This is a genomic window from Pseudomonas anguilliseptica, assembly GCF_900105355.1.
Classification (GTDB): Bacteria; Pseudomonadota; Gammaproteobacteria; order Pseudomonadales; family Pseudomonadaceae; genus Aquipseudomonas; species Aquipseudomonas anguilliseptica.
This window is the reverse complement of the sequence record NZ_FNSC01000001.1, coordinates 1,248,075-1,265,631: the sequence shown is the minus strand read 5'-3', so window position 1 is coordinate 1,265,631 and position 17,557 is coordinate 1,248,075. Positions and strand designations below refer to the sequence as shown.

Sequence of the window (17,557 nt, the reverse complement as noted above, 5' to 3'; positions counted from 1 at the left end):
GGCAAATGCGTCATGGCTAGCATGTTTCATTCGCGTAGCGACCTGGTAAAACTGCTCGAACTAGTGGCCTGTCTGGTTAATCCAATAACTCATTCCGAATTACAGCCAGCTTTGCTCGATGCACGGAGCTGATAATCGACTCAGCCGTTTTGCTCCAGCGGAACGGCTTAGCCGAATGTTCGTTATGAGCCTCAATGAAGCGACGTATCGCCGCTCTCAGGTCAGCCACGCTGCTGAAGGCATCACGATAAAGCGCCCGTCTTTCCAGTTGCGCAAACCAGCCCTCCACGGCGTTCAGCCACGAGGCGCTGGTCGGTGTGAAGTGCAGCTTGAAACGGGGATGCTTCTCCAGCCATTCCCTGACGGCAGCGGTCTTGTGAGTCGAGCTGTTGTCCAGAATTACATGCAGGTCCAGCTCGGCGGGGGTGCTGCGGTCGATCTGTCGAAGGAACTCCAAAAACTCCTTGGCCCTGTGCCGCTGGGTGATACGGCCGATGACCTTACCCGTCAGGATGTCAAAGGCTGCGTACAGACTGGCCGTACCGTGGCGCTTATAGTCATGCGTCCGCCGCTCAATCTGCCCGGGCTTGAGCGGCAGCATGGGCTGTGTGCGGTCCAGCGCCTGGATCTGTGTTTTTTCGTCAACAGATAGCACCAGGGCGTTGTCGGGCGGATTCAAATAGAGCCCGACGACATCGACCACTTTGTCTGCAAAGTGCGGGTCGTTACTGATCTTGAAGGTTTTCAACCGGTGCGGCTTGAGGTCGGCAGCAGCCCACACCTGTGCGACCTGCCAGATGCTGACCCCAGCGTACTTGGCCATCAACCGTAGGCTCCAGTGGGTAGCTTCGCGCGGGACTCGCTGGGTCGTCAGCGTCAGGATTTCCTTGATCTTCGCTTCGTTGAGCTTGCGAGGCGCTCCACTGCGCCGCAGGTCACTCAGCCCCTCCAGACCGGTCTCCTGGTAGCGTTTACGCCATTTGAAGACCACTGGCGCAGAGACTTGCAGCTGCTCGCTGATCTCCTTGGGCGTGAGACCGTTGGCCAGCAGCAACAGAATTCTGGCCCGCTGGCCGATGCTCTGAGGCAGCGATCCCATGCGTAACCAGCCTTGCAGCATGTCGGCATCACTGGGACTCAAGAAGAATGGGGCTGCTGGCCGGGCCATATGGGAGCTCAATTCATGACGATAGAGCGCGCAGTATACTGGCCCGGCATTGGATTAACGAATTTTACAGACAGTTCACTAGCACAGTGCTGCATCAAGTCCAGTAGCGACAAAGAAGAGGTCGATTACGTTATCGAGCTTGCCAAGAGCATCATCCCGTTCACGTCTCTGGTCATCTGTCTCGACAACTTCACCACGCTCGACCCCCAGGCCAGCCGACGACTGCTCAACTATGGCTATAGCAGTGAGTGGGTCGACATCTACTTTCGCAAATCCTTTCATTTGCAAGATCCGGTCCTCAAGCTTGCCGAGCACGAAACCCATGCATTTTCCTGGGGGGCGGGTTATGCCAACGAAGCGCCGAGCAAGGAGTTTCTCCATCTGTCACGGCAGTTTGTTGGCAACAATGGCATCGCCTGCTGCGTCAGTGGTCGCTCGCGTACCAGTACTACGCTGATCTCCATGACACTGCCGGAGCGTGAACAGGCGCAGGATTATGTCGATGCCCTAGATTATCTGGCCCCGCACCTGCACGAGATATTCAATCGGCAGGGTAGTTTGAATCGTCATAGTCTGATGGCGCCGGAGATCTCACAACGCGAGATAGAGGTGCTGCACTGGGCCAAAGAAGGCAAGAGCACCTGGGACATTTCCAATATCCTGAGCATTTCCGAGCGGACGGTGAAATTCCATTTCGGCAATATCTTCCGCAAGTTAGACGTGCTCAACCGCTCTCAGGCGATTGCCAAGGCCATTCATTTTGGCGTGATCGCGGTTTAGCCTGGCGGGGCTGTGTGAGGCCGCAGCGGTTTAGATGGCCAGGGCCTTCGCCAACACCGGGCGATCCAGTTCGCGGGTGAAGAATTGCGGAGCCACTGCGAGAAAGGCTGTCAGGTCGATACGCACCGCTAGGGTCTGTACACCATCGGGCATCTGCACCAATGGGCCGAGGCGTTCGCAGGGTAGGCCCTTGCTCAGCAATAAACGATAGATGGGTTCGGCGACCACCACGTACCAATAGCGCGTCGCAGTGTTTAACGAATGCTCAATTATGCCTTTGATCAGTAGATCGAAGACGCCAAACGCGCCCAGCTGTTTGTGCCCTCGATATTGGCGTTCGACCGCCAGGCGCGAAACTTCCAGGCTGTCGGGTTCGAAACGCTCAGATACTCCTGGCTCGAGCAGAAAGTCGAAGCATGCGCTGAGCATCCAGGGTGAGCCGTAAGGCGTAATACGTAGGTAACCGGCTGGCCGCCAGCGATGGATGACTGCCACATGCACGCTGAACGGATCGAAAACATCGCGCTCCTGGCCGTCAACGCTAGTCGCTACCCAACGCAATTCACGAGCGAAAACCGCCTCGCGCAGTTCCAAGCAGGCGGTTAACTGGCTCAGATGTGGATCGACAATCAGGCGGAAATCCCGCGTGTTGTCGGTTTGCGTAGATGCGTGCATCGGTGTTTCTCCCGGAGCGACTGTGCTTGGGAGGGGACTGTAGAAGTGTGATTGGCGATCCGGCAGCTGTCTTATTGGGCAGTTGCCGGATTGTTCCCGATGACACTATTGCGGGGTTAAGGTCGGTCGATGGGGTAGTGCGGGAAGGGGTCTTTGAACTGGATGTTCGGGCTTAACTGGGTCAGCAGCGGGTTGACCTTGAGCAGGGTGATGCGCCAAACGCCGGGCCGCACGGCTTTCAGTCCTAGGGTGTTGTTGCTAACGAACAGCTGTGGGCCGGGGGTTGGGTCGAACGGCTTGGGGTCACCGGAAACTGCGGTGATGTTCTGATGCACCATGACATTGAAGTTCAACTCGATGGTGCCGGTGCCAGCCAGGCGGCCGCCTTGGTATTGGCTCATATAGGGCGCGCTCAGGGAAAACGATGCGCTATCGCGGATGCTCGCCAGGCCTTGGGTGGCGATGGCCAGGGCCGCAGCTCGGCCGTTGGAGAGATTGCCGCCGATATTGATATGGATTTTGTCGTCGACGGTTTCGTTAAAGCACTTCTCCACGTTCTCCAACACGCCAGGTTCGAGCTTGTGATTCGAGGCTTCCGGAATGCACAGGAAGAAACGGCGCACCACCTGATTGGCTTCGAAATAAGCGCTTTGCTTGATCAGGCTGGAACTGACGAATGTCAGGTTGGCCAGTTGTTCCAGCAGTGGTGGGTTTGCCTGTAGCGGTTTGGCTTGGGCCAGCGAGTGGCTACCCAGGCCAACGGCTAAGAGTACTAGGGTGGCGCGCAGTGTCTTGTGCATGGTGTCTCCTTCTTATGGTTGTGTTGTAGGTGAATGGGCAGACGTGGGTGGGCTGGTACTGGCGGTGACTGGCTCAGCAACACGCTGGGCCCAGCCGCGCACGTCCTGCTCAAGGCTGGATTCTTTGTAAATAGTGAAATCCGGGCAGGCGAAGCGAATGCTGCCGACCCTGGTAAGGACGGGCTTGTAGCTCGGTAGTCCGACACTGCTGAAAGCGCAGTTGATTTGCTTGATAGCGCGGAAAACCTTGACGTTGAGCTGTGCCTGGCTGTCGCCGATCATCTTGTGCAGGTGCTCGCGCTCAATCCAGCCGAGGCTCATCGGGTCTGTCGTGGCAGGGCTGCTGGCGGTTTGGCGTGCCTGCAGTTGCTGGCAGAACTCGCGGGCTAGCAGCAGTAAAACGTAGTGGTGTACACGTTCGCCGAGGTCGAGCTGTTGATTGCCTACTTCGATCAGCAGCTGCACATGCCAGTCGTCGGCGCTGACTTTAAAGATGAAGCGTGGTGTCTCGTTGCGGCTACCACTTGGCCTGGCTGAGCCTTCCGCTGTGTGCAAACGCTGTTGATTAAGCGGGATGAGTTTGTCGAACGCTTGACTAGGCTGCGGCTGGCTACTCTCGATGGGCAGACCGGTAAGCTGGCCGATAAGCTCGGCATAGTGGTTGGCTTGCTGCGCCTGGGGGATGGCATAGTTGTTCAGCAGCTGATTGAGCGCCAGTGGGCTTTCCTGGGTTGCTCGTCCCAGAATCGCGCCATGCACGAAGTGTATGCCATTGGCGATCGCCGACATGCTATTAGCCAGGGCGAAACCGTGTCTGTCGTTGCCCTTGAATGCCAGGGCCGGGCCGCTGCTTGGCAATTCTGGAAACTGCTCAAGCAGGTGGGTCAGCAGGTTACGCACGCCTAACGGTGTCAGGCGCGCCTGCTGGTCGCAGAGGGTGATGCGTTCGATGGCGAAATGCTGGGCGAACTCGATGCAGGCCTGCAATTGTGCGGGCGAGGCGCCAGGCGCGTCCTGCAGCACCAGGCACAGCGGCGCGCCCCGTAGTGCTTCGACCACCTCAATCAGCGCGATCAGCTGTTCGCCAATCTGTTCGCAGGTATGCCCGCCGAGTTGCACGCGTAGCTGGATACCGCACTGCGGATGCCGCGAGATTAGTCGGGTTAGCGGGTCAATGTCGGCGGGCTGTTGGGCGTCCAGCCAGGGGCGCAGTTGCGGAGCGCAGGCGCGCAGCTCCGCCAGGGCTGCATCCAGCACGCGTTCGTCGGCATGTAGCCGGCCCAAGCAGATATCGCCGAAGGGCGTCTGCGCCAGTTGCTCGATATAGCGTTTCCAGGCCTGGCTGCCGTTTTCATCTTCCAGCAGGCAGGGGGTGTGATCCACACAGCCGCGAAACGAGGCGGGCAGCGGAAAGCGGTTCCAGTCGCTGGAGGCGACCAGTGGGGGCGTGGGGGCGGTTTGCTGGTTCATACCGTCTCCTTTGGGCGAGTCAGACAGCACGGGTGGTTTGTGGCAGAGCTTGCGGCTTGTGCTGCCAAGTGCTCAGGGCTCTGCTCAACAACAGGCCGAGTAGGGCACACCAAATCAGGCTGAATCCTGTCAGTTTGAGTGTGCTGACGGTTTCGCCGAAGAGCAGTACGGCGAGTAGAAACATCAGGGTCGGGTTGAGGTATTGAAGGAAGCCCAGCGTGGTCAGTGACAGGACTTTTGCCGAGGCGATATACAGCCACATGGGCAAGGTGGTTATCAGTCCGAGGACAAGCAGCAGTACCCAATCCAAGCGGCTATAGCTGACCACAGCGCCGGCATTGAAGCTGCTATAAAGCAGCAAGGCGCTGGCGGGGATGGCGGCCAGCGTGGTCTCCAGCCCCAGCCCCAGCCCCAGCCCCAGCCCCAGCCCCAGGCCAAGCAGCGGCGACACAGTCGAGCGTTTCTTTACCGCGCTGTAGAGCGCGAAAGTGGCGGCGATGGTCAGGCCGATCCAGGGAATCTGCAGGTTCTGTTCACCCGCCATTATCAGCATCACCCCGGCCAGGCACAGGGCGCTGGCGAGCCACTCGCGGCGGCCGCTGGCTTCGCGAAACAGCCAATGGGCCAGCAACACACTGAGCAGCGGCGATAGGTAGTAACCGAGGCTGGCGTCGAGCAGGCGATCGTTGGCTACGGCCCAGATCACCAGAAACCAATTGCAGGCGATCAAGCCGCTACTGAGCAGCAACAGGCCCAACTGACGGGGCGAACGCAGGATCTGCCAGGCCTGGCCCAGTACGCCGCTGAGGGCGAGAAAGAGCATGCACCAGCCCAGCGAGCCGATTACCCGGTAGGCAAATACCTCCCATACTGGCAAGTGCGTGAGCAGCTTGAACAGCAGGGTGGCCGAGGCCCAGAGGGCAAAGGCACTGATATTCAGCAGCAATGCCTGTCGTGGGCATAAGGGGGCGGCGAAGGGGGTTCTGGGCATGCTCGGCTCACTCAGTCGCGGGTCAGGCTGACCTTGCCCAGCGCCTGGCCGGATTCGGCATAGACGTGGGCGGCGGCGACTTCGCTGAAACTGAAACGCTGGCTGTCGAGCAGCGGACGTAGCTTGCCACTTTCGGCCAGCTTGGCACCTTCGCGCAGGATAAAGCCGTGATGCTCCATGCCGACGCTGGTAGCCATCGGCCAGGTCATGTTGACGCAATGCACGGTCTGCTTGCGCGCCCAGGCGACAGTCATATCCAGCTTGCCCATGGCCAGCACTGTAATGATGCAGCCGCCTACGCGGGTCGCCAGTAGGCTCTGTTCGAAGGTCTCGCCGCCAACGGTATCGACCACCACATCGAAGCCGACACAATCGGTGCAACGCTCGACGTAGCTGGCGACGTCCTGCTCGCGGTAGTTGATGACCTGGTCGGCACCGTATTCACGCGACAGCTCGGCTTTTTCTGCCGTGCCGACCGTGGTGTAGACCTTTGCACCCTGCCATTTTGCCAACTGCGCGGCGATATGGCCGACCCCGCCAGTGCCACCGTGTACCAGGACGCGATCACCTGGTTTGATCGCCGCTGTGTCGATCAAGCCTTCCCAGGCGGTGAGCAGCACCAATGGCATTGCCGCGGCCTCGGCCATGCTCAGGTTCTGCGGCTTATGCGCCACCAGGGCGGCATCGGCGAGCATATAGTCGGCCAGCGCACCTTGTCGGCCGCGTACCCCACCGGCGCAACCATAAACCGCATCGCCCACGGCAAACCCCTGCACACCCGTACCTACGGCGCTGACGGTGCCAGCGAAGTCGCCATGCAGAATCGCCGGGAAATCATGGGTGAAGGCGGGGATGTCGCCGCGCCGCAGTTTATAGTCCAACGGATTGATGGCAGTTGCCGCAACCTGGATCAGCAACTGGCCAGCAGCGGCCTGGGGCGTTGGCATTTCGACTTCTTCGAAGACGTCGGCGGGTCCGAAGGCATTGATCACAAAAGCTTTCATAGCGTGTTCTCACAGGTGTGGGTGATGAAGGTGTCCAGCAGGTCGTTGAACCGGGCGGGGTCTTCCAGATGTGGGCAGTGACCGCAATCGTCGAACAGCACCACCGACAGCTTGGCCGGGGCGAAGACGGCGGCTTGCGTGCAGGCCCGAGCGTCGATAAACGCGTCGGCAGTGCCTTGCACCAGCAGCGTTGGTACGCCGCTGGCAGCCAGCAACGCCACCTCGTCGGCGAAGGCTCCGCTGCTCAGGCTTGCACCCAGGGCGGCACGAACCTGCGGGTCGGTGGCGCGGATATAACTTGCCAGGCTAGCGAGCTGCCTTTGCTCCAGGTGTTCCGGGTTGACAAAGGCGTTGGCTAAACGGGTGACCTGCTGATCGTCCAGTTCGGCCTGGAACACTAGGCCGCCGGTGGGTTCGGTGCAGAACAGCTGGCCGGCATTGCCAGAGTTGAACGGCGGTGCGCCGATCAGGCAAAGCCCGCGCAAGCCGGGTAAGCGCGGCAGCGCTTCGAGTGCAGCATGGCCGCCCAGGCTATGGCCGACTATCAGGTAATCCTCTAGCTGCAGGTTTTCGATAGCCTGCACCAAGGCATCGGCATAGCCGGCGAAGCTGTAGTGCTCGGGCGTTGCCGCCGCCGACTGTCCATGGCCGGGTAAGTCCAGGGCCAGTAGGCGGTGGCGCCTGCCGAGTGCGGCGAACTGAGCGCCGAAAGCCTCTGCGGCTGATGAGTTGCCATGCAGCAGCAGGACCGTGATGCCCGAGCCTTGGCTGTCGAAACAGTGCACAGGGCCGTTGGCTAACTGGATATGTAGGGCGTTCATTGATCCACCTCTGAGGCTGATATGAAGTCGAGCAAGGCCTGGTGCAACTTGTTCTGGAGCTGCCGGATACGCGTCTCGTCCATCAGGGGATCCGGGAAGGTGAAGCACAGCGATAGCGCGGTGGCGAATCCGGTGACGTGCAAAGCCACGGCGAAATTGCCGGCTACCCGCGAGGCCGCGTTGGCGTAATCGAGTAGTTTGAAATGCCGGTATTGGGGAAATTCGATGACGCCGTGGTTGGTCAACGCGATGCCATGAACGAAACTTTGGTGCGAGCGTAGCGAGTGGATGCGCGTGCGCATGCTGTCGAGCTCCTGCGCTGGCAGGCACTTGACTAGGTGCGGCAGACTGGCCTGGAGCTGACGCTGGTAATCGATGGCGATGCTGCCAAGGCTGCGTGCGGTCACCGGCAGGCAGTGGTTGGCCACGCCGATAAAGCAGCCAATAGCACTCTTATCGATTGGTGTAGCCGCACGCTGGCGCAACGACACTGCGGTGCTGATACGGATCTGGGAGCCCAGTGCCAACTCGCCTGAGGCCTTGAGCAAGGCGGCTGCCAGCAGTGAATTGAGCGTCAAACCCTGGGCTTTGGCCAGGTGCTTCAGCTTGCTGCTGATCTTGCTGTCGAGCAGCAAGCGGCGTATTCCGGTGCGTCGCCGCGCCAACGGCATGCTTTGCAAGAAACGTACGGGCGCTGGGTTTTCGCAGAGCGGCTGGGGCGCTGTTTCCGGAGTCAGGTAGGTTTCCAGGGCTGCGGCCAGTGGGGCTTGCTGAACCTGGGAGGGGCCGCCGATCTGTTGGCTTTCGCACAGGCTAAGCAGCTCGCCAAGCAATTGTGTGAGGCTGATGGCATCGGCGATCGCGTGATGACAGGTCAACAGCAGATGGTGCTGGCTGCGATCTGCGGTTGATAGCAGCAACACGCGCCACAACTGACGCTGGGGATCGAGCACGCTGTCGAGCTGATGCTGCAACATCTGCGCTGGTGTTTGCCCGGAAAGCAATGGGTGGTTATGCACCTTGATCTGCGCAAAACTCACATCGCACTTAAAGTGCAAGGCACCCGCCCGCTCGACGATGCGACTGTGCAACAGTGGATGGCGCCAATGTAACTTTTCCGCTGCGTGCAGCAGGGTGGATGCCGATAGCGGGCCGGCAAAGCTCAATAGGCTGGCGGTTTGCGTGCTGCCGTTGAGCTCATGCATCAAGGCCATATTGGTTTCGATCTGGCCGAGTGGCCGGCCCTGGTTCTTTAACATCACGGCATCCTTCATCCGGCCAACTGCTCGGCAGTGACAAGGTCATGCAGATAAAAGCGTTCAATCAAATTGGCGAGGCTGGATGGATCATCCAGACGGCCTCGGCAATCGATAAACAGATCGGGGCGCACCAGCAGAAACTCGCCCTCACCCAACTGCCAGGTTTGGCGCAGCCGCTGCTGCGGGTCGGCTAAGTGGTTGGCGGCGGGCAGGCCCTGGCTATGCTCGCCCAGCCAGTGAATGCGTAAGTGCGCGCGCAAGGGCTCGAGCAGGACGAGCAAGCGTTTGACTGCCGCAGGGTTGGTCTCACTCGACGGCACCATCAGTAGGCTGTGCTTGGCCTGGCCAAGTGCTTGCGGTAGCTGCGCCAGGGTAGCCACGTAGGGCAACTGGCAACCGGCCTGCAACTCATGCAGCGGGGTGCCGTAGCGCAAGGTCAAACCGGCGGTTTCCAGGGGGAAACGGCGGATGAATCCGCGGTTGCACAAGCGCGGCAGGTAGGCTTGCTCTTCGGCCGGCAGGTGACGGTGGAGGCGGGCGATCAACGAGGTGGACTTGTCGGTCTTGGCCAGCAGCGTGCGGGTGGTTTGCTCGCGCTCGTCGGCGTAAGACTGCAGCAGATGGTCGTTGCTCAGGCCGTTGAGGCTGTAGCCGAGTTTCCAGCCGAGGTTGAAGGCATCGGCGATGCCGGAGTTCATGCCAAAACCGCCGATCGGGCTGAACAGATGGGCAGCGTCCCCGGCGAGAAATACCCGTCCCCGGCGAATGGTGCTCGCCGAACGGTTGTAGAATGGCGCGCTGGACAACCAGATGGGGTCGCTGACCTGTAAACCGGAAATCTCGTAGCGCTCGATATAGCCACGGATTTCTTCCAGGCTCGGCTTGTAGCCTGGCGGACATTGTTCGTTGACCTTGATAACGATCCGGTGAAAGCCGTCCTTGAGCGGCAGCAAAATCAGGAAACCATCGTCGCGAATAAAGTAGAAGCCTTGTTCCTTGGCGCCCTGCCACTGGATGCGCAGGTCGGCGAGGATGAAATGCATGTTGTAGTCATAACCGCTGAAGTCCAGCCCTAGCTCGCTACGCACCTTGCTCAGGCCACCATCACAGCCCACGACATAGTCGAAGCGCTGGCGCTCAAGGCCTTTGCTGGTACGCAACTCGGCCTCTACATGGCCATCGAACTGGCGCAGGCCGATCAGTTCGCATTCGCGCTCGATCTCATGGCCCAGGTGACTTAGGCGCTGTTCCAACACCGCTTCGGTTTCTGGCTGCGGCAGCATCAGAAAGAATGGAAACTTGCTGGGTAGGCTGGCGAAACGGGCGCGCATCAGCGTCTGGTTGTCATATACCAGGTTGATCACTTCAGTTTTATGGCCCATTTCGATCAGGCTGTCGGCGACGCCCAGGTCGTCGAGCAGGTTCAGCGAGGCCGGGTTGATGCTTAGGGATCCTCTGAAGTAGCCATGCATTTCTGGCTGACGTCAGCCTCTGCTGATTTCGAAAGTGATAAATCGATCAAAAACGATCAGATTACCGGCTCATTTCTGTGTTTTTAGCCGCCGCGAGCACCTCGCGGCAGCCATTTCCAGCATTACGGGCGCACCTCTCCTGCATTCGTCAGTAAATGTCGGCGCGCCATCCACAGATTTGACAGCGCGAATAAAGTCACCAGTTGCGCCGTGTTTTTGACCAGGCCACGGAAGCGCGTCTTCACATAACCGAACTGACGCTTGATCACCCGAAACGGATGCTCGACCTTGGCTCGCACTTGGGCCTTGGCCTTCTCGATTTTGCGCTTGGCTTTGTACAGCGCGCTGCGCTTACCGAGTTTCTTGTAAGTGCTACGCCGTGCTGCAACCTGCCAGATCACTTGACGGCCCTCATGCTCGGGGCGCTTCTCGACACCGGTATATCCGGCATCGGCCCCCACCATGTTTTCCTCGCCGTGCAGCAGCTTATCGACCTGGGTGACATCCGCCACGTTGGCGGCAGTACCCACCACGCTGTGCACCAAGCCAGACTCGTCATCCACCCCGATGTGCGCCTTCATGCCGAAGTAATACTGATTGCCTTTCTTGGTTGAGTGCATCTCAGGGTCACGCTTACCGTTCTTGTTCTTGGTTGAACTCGGCGCGTTGATCAGCGTGGCATCGACGATGGTGCCTTGGCGCAGCGACAAACCACGGTCACCCAGGTAGCCATTGATCACGGCCAGGATGCCGGCAGCCAGTTCGTGTTTTTCCAGCAAGCGGCGGAAGTTGAGGATGGTGGTTTCGTCAGGAATGCGCTCCAGAGTCAGCCCGGCAAACTGGCGTAGGATGGTGGTCTCGTACAGCGCCTCTTCCATCGCCGGATCGCTGTAACCGAACCAGTTTTGCATCAGATGCACTCGCAGCATCGCCATCAGCGGATAGGACGGTCGGCCGCCTTCACCCTTTGGATAATGCGGCTCGATCAAAGCGATCAACCCTTTCCACGGCACTACCCGATCCATCTCGATCAGGAACAATTCTTTGCGGGTCTGCTTGCGCTTGCCGGCGTACTCGGCGTCGGCGAAGGTCATCTGCTTCATCGGAAAACTCGGCGGGTGGAGTGCGGATATTTTGCCAAAATCAGGAAGTCTTTTTCAGACCATCCTTAGGGCCTTGGAGCCGGAAGCTTGCTTTGGGCGTTTCTCGATAAGGCGAAAGCCGATGCCGATGCCGAAGCGTTGCAGTTGCAAGGCCAGGGTCATGCCGGTGGGGCCGCCACCGACTATCAGTACGTGCGGTTTCATCTGCGCTATTCCTCATTGCCAATAGGTGGCCGGCGGCTCGAACTGAGCCGCGGACTCCCTGTGACTCAGATGTTGGTGCCTTTGAGGATGGCGTCCGGGTAGCGTTTGCCGGCGATCGCCTGAGGCGCAAAGATCTGGCCGAGCATGGCCGAGGCGGCAACGTCCAGCTCCAGCTCCAGCTCCTGGGCCGCGAAGTTGCCGGCCAGGTACTTGATGCGCTTGGTGCCGGGAATTACATGCAGGTTCTCGTACTGCCCCAGCAACCAGGCCAGAGCCAGTTGCGCCGGGGTGCAATCCAGTTGACTGCTGAGCTGTTCCAGGGCTTTGACCAGTTGCAGGTTGCTGTCTAGGTTGTCGCCCTGGAAGCGCGGCAGCTTGGCGCGGAAGTCGCTCTCGGCGCTGGCCTGTTCGATGTGCTGCTTGGTGATGGCGCCGGTGAGGAAGCCACGCCCCAGCGGGCTATAAGCGACCAGCGCAATATCCAGCTCTTCGAGGGCTGGCAGGGTGTGCTCTTCGAGATCGCGGCTCCATAGCGAGTACTCGCTCTGCAGGGCGGCGATCGGGTGTACCGCGTGGGCTTTACGCAGGGTCTCCAGGGACACTTCGGAGAGACCGATGGCCTTGATCTTGCCCTCTTGTACCAGCTCTGCAAGGGCTTCGATGGTTTCCTCGATTGGAGTGTTTGGATCACGGCGGTGCACGTAATACAGATCAATGCAGTCGGTTTTCAGGCGCTGCAGCGAGGCTTCGCAGGCTTTCTTGACGTAGTCACGGGAGCCGTCGATCAGCAGGTTGTACTTGTCGGCAGGGTCGCGGTAGATGCCAAATTTGCTGGCCAGAAGGATCTCGTCGCGACGGCTGCCGAGTTCGCTGACAAATTTGCCCAGCAGCTCCTCGTTGTGGCCGCGGCCGTACATGTCCGACGTGTCGAAGTGGCGGTAGCCGAGGTCGAATGCGGCATGCAGGGTTTCCAAGGATTGCGCGTCGTCGGTCTCGCCATAGAACTCGCTCATACCCATGCAGCCCAAGCCTACTGCCGGGACGCTTTTGTTCGCCAGGGTTCTGTTCATGTCGCTCTCCAAAAAACGGTGGATACAAGCCGCGCTATCTGCGGCCAATGATTGAGGCTGCACGTTACTCAGCCGGCTGCGCGGGCATCACTGTTCGAACGGACAGGTCGGTTTCACCTCGGCTTGAAAAGCCACAGCCTTCGGCTACGCGCCGCTACGTGTCGGGAGTTCCTGGGCATGGTGTGCGGGCCGCCAATGGCACGGCCGCAAGCAGCGCTGACCTGCTGCATTGCTTGGCAGAAAAATAAGTGAGGCAATGCCCCCTTCAAGAGGGGCAAGAGACTGGGCGCGGTTAGGCCGCCTCGATAATGTTCCAGTTGCGCTGCTGGCAGAGACTGCGGCTATTGGCGTCGGGGTTGACCATGACCGGATAACCGACCTGTTCGAGCATCGGAATATCGGAAATATCGTCGCCGTAGGCATAGCAGCGCTGCGCCAGCAACTGGTGTTCGCGGATAAACGCCTGCACGCCGTCAGCCTTGCCCTGACCGATGCTCGGGTGGCCGGTCAGGTGCCCGGTATAACGGCCGTTGAGAATCTCCAGCGGCGCGGTAATCAGAAAGTCCGCGCCGAGCTCCTCGGCCAAGGGCTCGAGAATCGCCGCAAAGGAGCCAGAGACCAGTACGATGCTGGCCCCCTGACGCTGGTGCCAGCTAATTTCTTCACGCATGCGGGCGAAGAACAGGCTGTTATCGCGACTGACCTGGGCATACCAGTCACGTCCCAGTTCGCGTACCCGCTCAACATCGAGGCCTTCGTAAATGCTGTAGTAGAAACTGTTGATTGCCTCGCGCGGCTGCTCATTGGCGATCATCTGGCGCAGCGCTGTTTGATACTCCTTGACCCGTGGCGAGTCGGTGATGAGCAGCGCTTCGATCAGGTAATCGAGGAAGCTGAACATACTCTTGATGCTGATCAGGGTGCCGTCCACATCGAAGAACGCTGACCAGTTACCGGCGTTGTCAGGCGCTTTTTTCATGGACGATCTCCGGGTTCAGTTCGCTGAGAATTGCCTGCTTGGCCAGGCCGGCTTCCTTTTCCGCGATCAAGGCGTCGGGGTAGGTAGAGAACTTGGTTTTCACTACGCAGCAAATTTGTTGCGCCTGGATTACTGACATGCGCACCTCAAAGCGCTGTGAGCGGCTGCGCTCGCTAATCTTGTGATCGAGCACCTGATACAGAATGGTCATAGGCAGGGGGAAGACGAAGCGCAGGTACTCGACATCCATGTTGTTAATTACGAAATAGCTGCTATGGGGCTCGTTGTGCAGGTAGAACTCTTCGCTGACGGCCAGGAAGGTCTGCCGCGCCGCTTCGGTAAGCACCATGCCCTGGATGTGTTGGCCGGTCATGTGGTCGCTCATCTCGGCGCAGCGATCATCGAGTAGCACATCCACCTCGAAGCTGTCGTGGCTCAGGCGAGGCGGCATGCTGATCATCGAATTGTGTTGTTGATGCTTATGCGCGTGTTGGCGGCCAGCCTTGAGCAGTTTGGAAAAGTCAGTGAGCCAGGGTTTCTTTAAGCTAGCGGCCTTCTCCAGGAGGCGGGCAACTAGCTCTTCGGAGACACCCTGGCCCAATTGGAAGCGCAGGTTGTGTTGGTGCAGCAGGTCGCCATCGAGGATGGCCTCTAGTTTACTAGCTGCCATTACATGGGCGTTTTCGGCGAACTGTGCAAACTTGTCGCCCACGATAAAAATTCTTTCCACAGACATGGCGGATTCCCTTTAGCTGATGACTTGAAAAGCATTGGTGCCGGATGGTTTAAAGCGGCAGTCAAGAAACCGTGCGGATCGGCTCGCCTCTGTGGGCAAGCGCTAGGCGCGCACGGCACTAGCGGGAGCTGCAAGGCATTGGCTGGTGATCGCTAAAGTAAGTGTCCCAATCGGTCGCTGTATATTTCAGCGCATATCAGCGCATATCAGCGCATATCAGCGACTCGGGTGTACGCGGGAGAGAGGGGTTGGTCAGGTCTGCGGCCAGCTAGCCATGGCCTGGTCGGCCATGGCCAGCAGTTCGCTGGCTAGAGCGCCGTCACGGGCCTGGATCGACATACCTTGGATCACTGCACCGAAGAAACGCGCCAGCGTCTGGCAGTTGATATGCGCTGGGAGTTCGCCATTGTCTTTGGCTTCTTCGAAGCGTTTGCTGATCAGGCCCAGGGTGGCGCTGCGCAGTTCGCGCATGTTGTGCGCCATACGATGGTGCAAGGTGGCACTCGCCACCAGGCCGGTGGAAACGATGCAGCCAGGTGGGTGGTTATGCGCGGTGAATTCATGCGCGGCATTGCTGAGGATCTGCCGGGTAAAGCTTTGCGCATCGGGTGACTGCTCAAGGGCATGGTTGATGAAGTTGCCTGGCCCCTTTAGATAAAGGTCGATGACTTCGAGATAGAGCTGTTCCTTGGAGCCGAAGGCGGTGTACAGGCTCGGTGGTGCAATACCCATGGCAGCCACCAGATCGGCGATCGACGTCCCTTCGTAACCTTGTTGCCAGAACAGCTGCAATGCAGTGTGCAGCGCCTGTTCGCGGTTGAAGCTAAGGGGGCGGCCACGCCTGCTTTTTTCGTTGGTTTTTTTCATAGCGGTCATTATTTAAACCACGGATATGGCTCGTCAAGGCCACGGCGCTTGGGCCCCGCTGCGCTGGTTGTTCTGCAGGTAGTTTGATGTGGGCGGGCAAAGTCGAGTGGCGCAGCATCGCGCTTGAGCATCCGCGGGGCTGGGCTGTGGGCTGGCGGGCTTTCGGCATGGCGTGCGGGCACGCCATGCTTCACTCAGAGGATTTCGTCGATCTGGATAATAGGTTGTAGGTTGGTGTAATTGGGGATGTCGCCGAGTACCCGTGGGCTATGTTCGGCCATCACCTGGGCAAACTGTTCCGGGGAGCGGATATGGGTATTGAGCAGGCATAGATAAGGCGCGCTTGAGCCATCAATTGCCTGGATGCCGCGACGTACCTGGGTGCTGAGTACGTTGTTGCCGAGCAACTCAAGCATCATGGGGATATGGCGTTCGCGATAGTAGGTGAAGTCAAAACGAGCACCTGGCTGATTCGGATAGAGCACAGTAACGCAGTACATGGTAGGCACCTAGAAGAGAGGATGCAGGAGTGTGAAGAAAATTTGAAAAGATTCGCCAGTGTCCGAATGGGCAGCTGGCGAAATGACTGGGTTGGCTATCGCATCAGCACCACTACCTTGCCGACCGCCTTGCGCTGACCTAGGGTGTTGATCGCCTCTGCCGCCTGCTCCAGCGGGAAGGTGTGCGACACCAGCGGCTTGAGCTTGCCTTCGGCGTGCCAGGCAAACAGTTGCTGGAAGTTGGCGGCGTTGTCCTGCGGCTGGCGCTGGGCGAAGGAACCCCAGAATACCCCGACCACGGCCGCGCCCTTGAGCAGGGTGAGGTTGACCGGCAGCTCGGGAATGCGCCCGCTGGCAAAGCCCACCACCAGCAGGCGGCCGTTCCAGGCGATGCTGCGGATTGCGGCATCGAACAGATCACCACCCACCGGGTCATAGATCACGTCCGCGCCCTGGCCGCCGGTCAGACGTTTCACTTCGTCCTTCAGATTGCTTTCGCTGTAGTTGATCAGTTCATCCGCACCGGCAGCTTTGGCCACTTCAAGCTTTTCCGCGCTGCTGGCGGCGGCAATCACCTTGGCGCCCATGGCCTTGCCGATTTCCACCGCGGCCAGGCCGACACCGCCGGAGGCGCCGAGTACCAGCAGGGTTTCACCTGGTTGCAGGTTGGCGCGCTGCTTGAGGGCGTGCATCGAGGTGCCGTAGGTCATGCCGAATGCGGCGGCGCTGGCGAAATCCATGCTCGCCGGGATCGGCATGACGTTGTAGCCAGGCACTGCCACTTCTTCGGCAAAGCTGCCCCAGCCGGTCAGGGCCATCACCCGATCGCCGACTTTAAGGTGGCTGACTTTCTCACCGACAGCGGTGACCACGCCAGCCGCTTCGCCACCCGGAGAGAAGGGGAAGGGCGGCTTGAACTGGTATTTGCCCTCGATGATCGGGGTGTCGGGGAAGTTGACCCCGGCCGCATGAACTTGAAGCAGTACTTCATTCTTCTTCGCTTCGGGGCTGGCGATTTCTTCCAGTACCAGGGTTTCGGCGGGTCCGAAGGCTTTGCACAGCATGGCTTTCATCGGGCTTTCCTCTGCGGTTGATGGCCATGCAGTGTAGGTGCGGGTGGTGACCGGTCAACGAGCATGCCTGTGCCTGATGGCTATGCATAAGCTTGGGGCTTGGGCCGTCGCCTGACTGTGGCTATGCTAGGGGCTGAACTCTTGAGGAATACCGCCTGTGAAAGCCTGGATCGCATTGTTGTTGGCTCTGTCCCTGCCCTTGGCGGCGTACGCCTCGGAAGATAAAGAGGCTAAGGAGGGGGAAGGGGCCGCTCCGGTGGTGGCTTATGTCTCTCTGTTTCCTGCGCTGGTAGGGAATTTTGGTGAGGGGCCGAAGCTGAAGTTCTTCAAGGCCGATATATCCCTGCGGGTAACTGGCGCGGATGTCGAGGCTAAGGTCAAGCACCATGATCCGCTGATTCGCAATCAACTGGTTATGTTGTTCTCCCAGCAGACCGAAGAGGCCATGTCGGCTCCGGGCGCTCGCGAAACCTTGCGTGCCGAGGCGCTCAAGCAGGTGCAGGAAGTGCTCACCCAGGAAGAAGGCAAGCCGCTGGTGGAAGACCTGCTATTCAATAACCTGATTATTCAATAAGCCGGCATGGT

19 protein-coding genes are annotated in these 17,557 nt (G+C 59.4%); 2 read left to right on the top strand and 17 right to left on the bottom strand.

Going from position 1 to position 17,557, the window contains the following annotated elements:
* Positions 1-76: 76 nt before the first annotated feature.
* Positions 77-1,168, bottom strand: a complete 1,092-nt coding sequence (locus BLW24_RS06130) for an IS630 family transposase (RefSeq protein ID WP_090375546.1) — start codon at positions 1,166-1,168, stop codon at positions 77-79.
* Positions 1,169-1,183: 15 nt separating this feature from the next.
* On the opposite strand from BLW24_RS06130, the gene BLW24_RS06125 reads away from it, so the two are divergent.
* Positions 1,184-1,948: a helix-turn-helix transcriptional regulator gene (locus tag BLW24_RS06125; protein ID WP_167360332.1), complete on the top strand. Its 765-nt coding sequence runs from the start codon at positions 1,184-1,186 to the stop codon at positions 1,946-1,948.
* 30 nt (positions 1,949-1,978) lie between these two features.
* Here BLW24_RS06125 and BLW24_RS06120 read toward each other — a convergent pair whose 3' ends face one another.
* The 16 genes from BLW24_RS06120 to BLW24_RS06050 form a co-directional block, all read right to left on the bottom strand.
* Positions 1,979-2,623 carry an acyl-homoserine-lactone synthase gene (locus BLW24_RS06120; protein WP_090377999.1) on the bottom strand — a complete coding sequence of 215 codons (645 nt, stop codon included), beginning with the start codon at positions 2,621-2,623 and terminating at the stop codon, positions 1,979-1,981.
* A gap of 116 nt (positions 2,624-2,739) precedes the next feature.
* On the bottom strand, positions 2,740-3,423 hold the full coding sequence (locus BLW24_RS06115) for a hypothetical protein (RefSeq protein ID WP_090377996.1): 684 nt from the start codon (positions 3,421-3,423) through the stop codon (positions 2,740-2,742).
* A 12-nt stretch (positions 3,424-3,435) separates the two neighbouring features.
* Entirely contained in the window at positions 3,436-4,893 is a 1,458-nt protein-coding gene (locus BLW24_RS06110; RefSeq protein WP_090377994.1) for a hypothetical protein, read from the bottom strand.
* Positions 4,894-4,912: 19 nt separating this feature from the next.
* Positions 4,913-5,884 (bottom strand): EamA family transporter RarD, encoded by a 972-nt coding sequence (gene rarD, locus BLW24_RS06105; RefSeq protein ID WP_090377991.1) that lies wholly within the window; start codon positions 5,882-5,884, stop codon positions 4,913-4,915.
* 11 nt (positions 5,885-5,895) lie between these two features.
* Positions 5,896-6,888, bottom strand: a complete 993-nt coding sequence (locus tag BLW24_RS06100; protein WP_090377988.1) for a zinc-dependent alcohol dehydrogenase family protein — start codon at positions 6,886-6,888, stop codon at positions 5,896-5,898.
* Entirely contained in the window at positions 6,885-7,709 is an 825-nt protein-coding gene (locus tag BLW24_RS06095; RefSeq protein ID WP_090377985.1) for an alpha/beta fold hydrolase, read from the bottom strand. The genes BLW24_RS06100 and BLW24_RS06095 overlap by 4 nt, the downstream gene beginning before the upstream one ends.
* Positions 7,706-8,968, bottom strand: coding sequence for a condensation domain-containing protein (locus tag BLW24_RS06090; protein WP_167360331.1), 1,263 nt, complete (start codon positions 8,966-8,968; stop codon positions 7,706-7,708). Before BLW24_RS06090 ends, BLW24_RS06095 begins: the two co-directional genes overlap by 4 nt.
* Positions 8,969-8,979: 11 nt before the next feature.
* Positions 8,980-10,440, bottom strand: a complete 1,461-nt coding sequence (locus BLW24_RS06085; protein WP_090377979.1) for an FAD-dependent monooxygenase — start codon at positions 10,438-10,440, stop codon at positions 8,980-8,982.
* A gap of 122 nt (positions 10,441-10,562) precedes the next feature.
* Entirely contained in the window at positions 10,563-11,543 is a 981-nt protein-coding gene (locus tag BLW24_RS06080; RefSeq protein ID WP_090375326.1) for an IS5 family transposase, read from the bottom strand.
* A 54-nt stretch (positions 11,544-11,597) separates the two neighbouring features.
* Positions 11,598-11,747 carry an FAD-dependent oxidoreductase gene (locus BLW24_RS25535; protein ID WP_139272645.1) on the bottom strand — a complete coding sequence of 50 codons (150 nt, stop codon included), beginning with the start codon at positions 11,745-11,747 and terminating at the stop codon, positions 11,598-11,600.
* Between the two features lie 65 nt (positions 11,748-11,812).
* On the bottom strand, positions 11,813-12,817 hold the full coding sequence (locus BLW24_RS06075) for an aldo/keto reductase (RefSeq protein ID WP_090377976.1): 1,005 nt from the start codon (positions 12,815-12,817) through the stop codon (positions 11,813-11,815).
* Positions 12,818-13,109: 292 nt separating this feature from the next.
* Positions 13,110-13,796, bottom strand: a complete 687-nt coding sequence (locus BLW24_RS06070) for an HAD family hydrolase (RefSeq protein ID WP_090377973.1) — start codon at positions 13,794-13,796, stop codon at positions 13,110-13,112.
* On the bottom strand, positions 13,780-14,532 hold the full coding sequence (locus tag BLW24_RS06065) for an AfsA-related hotdog domain-containing protein (protein WP_090377970.1): 753 nt from the start codon (positions 14,530-14,532) through the stop codon (positions 13,780-13,782). The genes BLW24_RS06070 and BLW24_RS06065 overlap by 17 nt, the downstream gene beginning before the upstream one ends.
* 252 nt (positions 14,533-14,784) lie before the next feature.
* Positions 14,785-15,408 carry a TetR/AcrR family transcriptional regulator gene (locus BLW24_RS06060; RefSeq protein WP_090377967.1) on the bottom strand — a complete coding sequence of 208 codons (624 nt, stop codon included), beginning with the start codon at positions 15,406-15,408 and terminating at the stop codon, positions 14,785-14,787.
* A gap of 185 nt (positions 15,409-15,593) precedes the next feature.
* Positions 15,594-15,899, bottom strand: a complete 306-nt coding sequence (locus BLW24_RS06055; protein WP_090377964.1) for an EthD family reductase — start codon at positions 15,897-15,899, stop codon at positions 15,594-15,596.
* Between the two features lie 95 nt (positions 15,900-15,994).
* Positions 15,995-16,972, bottom strand: a complete 978-nt coding sequence (locus BLW24_RS06050; protein ID WP_090377961.1) for an NADPH:quinone oxidoreductase family protein — start codon at positions 16,970-16,972, stop codon at positions 15,995-15,997.
* A 157-nt stretch (positions 16,973-17,129) separates the two neighbouring features.
* Here BLW24_RS06050 and BLW24_RS06045 point away from each other — a divergent pair, with 157 nt between their 5' ends.
* A complete protein-coding gene (locus BLW24_RS06045) occupies positions 17,130-17,546 on the top strand; it encodes a flagellar basal body-associated protein FliL (RefSeq protein WP_090377959.1) in 417 nt (138 codons plus the stop codon).
* Positions 17,547-17,557: the final 11 nt, after the last annotated feature.

Coding starts and splice junctions, on each gene's coding strand:
- BLW24_RS06050 (WP_090377961.1), bottom strand. CDS start 16,972: ATGAAAGCCATGCTGTGCAAAGCCTTCGGACCCGCCGAAACCCTGGTA.
- BLW24_RS06095 (WP_090377985.1), bottom strand. CDS start 7,709: ATGAACGCCCTACATATCCAGTTAGCCAACGGCCCTGTGCACTGTTTC.
- BLW24_RS06060 (WP_090377967.1), bottom strand. CDS start 15,408: ATGACCGCTATGAAAAAAACCAACGAAAAAAGCAGGCGTGGCCGCCCC.
- BLW24_RS06130 (WP_090375546.1), bottom strand. CDS start 1,168: ATGGCCCGGCCAGCAGCCCCATTCTTCTTGAGTCCCAGTGATGCCGAC.
- BLW24_RS06100 (WP_090377988.1), bottom strand. CDS start 6,888: ATGAAAGCTTTTGTGATCAATGCCTTCGGACCCGCCGACGTCTTCGAA.
- BLW24_RS06055 (WP_090377964.1), bottom strand. CDS start 15,899: ATGTACTGCGTTACTGTGCTCTATCCGAATCAGCCAGGTGCTCGTTTT.
- BLW24_RS06080 (WP_090375326.1), bottom strand. CDS start 11,543: ATGAAGCAGATGACCTTCGCCGACGCCGAGTACGCCGGCAAGCGCAAG.
- rarD (WP_090377991.1), bottom strand. CDS start 5,884: ATGCCCAGAACCCCCTTCGCCGCCCCCTTATGCCCACGACAGGCATTG.
- BLW24_RS06075 (WP_090377976.1), bottom strand. CDS start 12,817: ATGAACAGAACCCTGGCGAACAAAAGCGTCCCGGCAGTAGGCTTGGGC.
- BLW24_RS06115 (WP_090377996.1), bottom strand. CDS start 3,423: ATGCACAAGACACTGCGCGCCACCCTAGTACTCTTAGCCGTTGGCCTG.
- BLW24_RS06125 (WP_167360332.1), top strand. CDS start 1,184: ATGACGATAGAGCGCGCAGTATACTGGCCCGGCATTGGATTAACGAAT.
- BLW24_RS06120 (WP_090377999.1), bottom strand. CDS start 2,623: ATGCACGCATCTACGCAAACCGACAACACGCGGGATTTCCGCCTGATT.
- BLW24_RS06090 (WP_167360331.1), bottom strand. CDS start 8,968: ATGTTAAAGAACCAGGGCCGGCCACTCGGCCAGATCGAAACCAATATG.
- BLW24_RS06065 (WP_090377970.1), bottom strand. CDS start 14,532: ATGTCTGTGGAAAGAATTTTTATCGTGGGCGACAAGTTTGCACAGTTC.
- BLW24_RS06085 (WP_090377979.1), bottom strand. CDS start 10,440: ATGCATGGCTACTTCAGAGGATCCCTAAGCATCAACCCGGCCTCGCTG.
- BLW24_RS06110 (WP_090377994.1), bottom strand. CDS start 4,893: ATGAACCAGCAAACCGCCCCCACGCCCCCACTGGTCGCCTCCAGCGAC.
- BLW24_RS25535 (WP_139272645.1), bottom strand. CDS start 11,747: ATGAAACCGCACGTACTGATAGTCGGTGGCGGCCCCACCGGCATGACC.
- BLW24_RS06070 (WP_090377973.1), bottom strand. CDS start 13,796: ATGAAAAAAGCGCCTGACAACGCCGGTAACTGGTCAGCGTTCTTCGAT.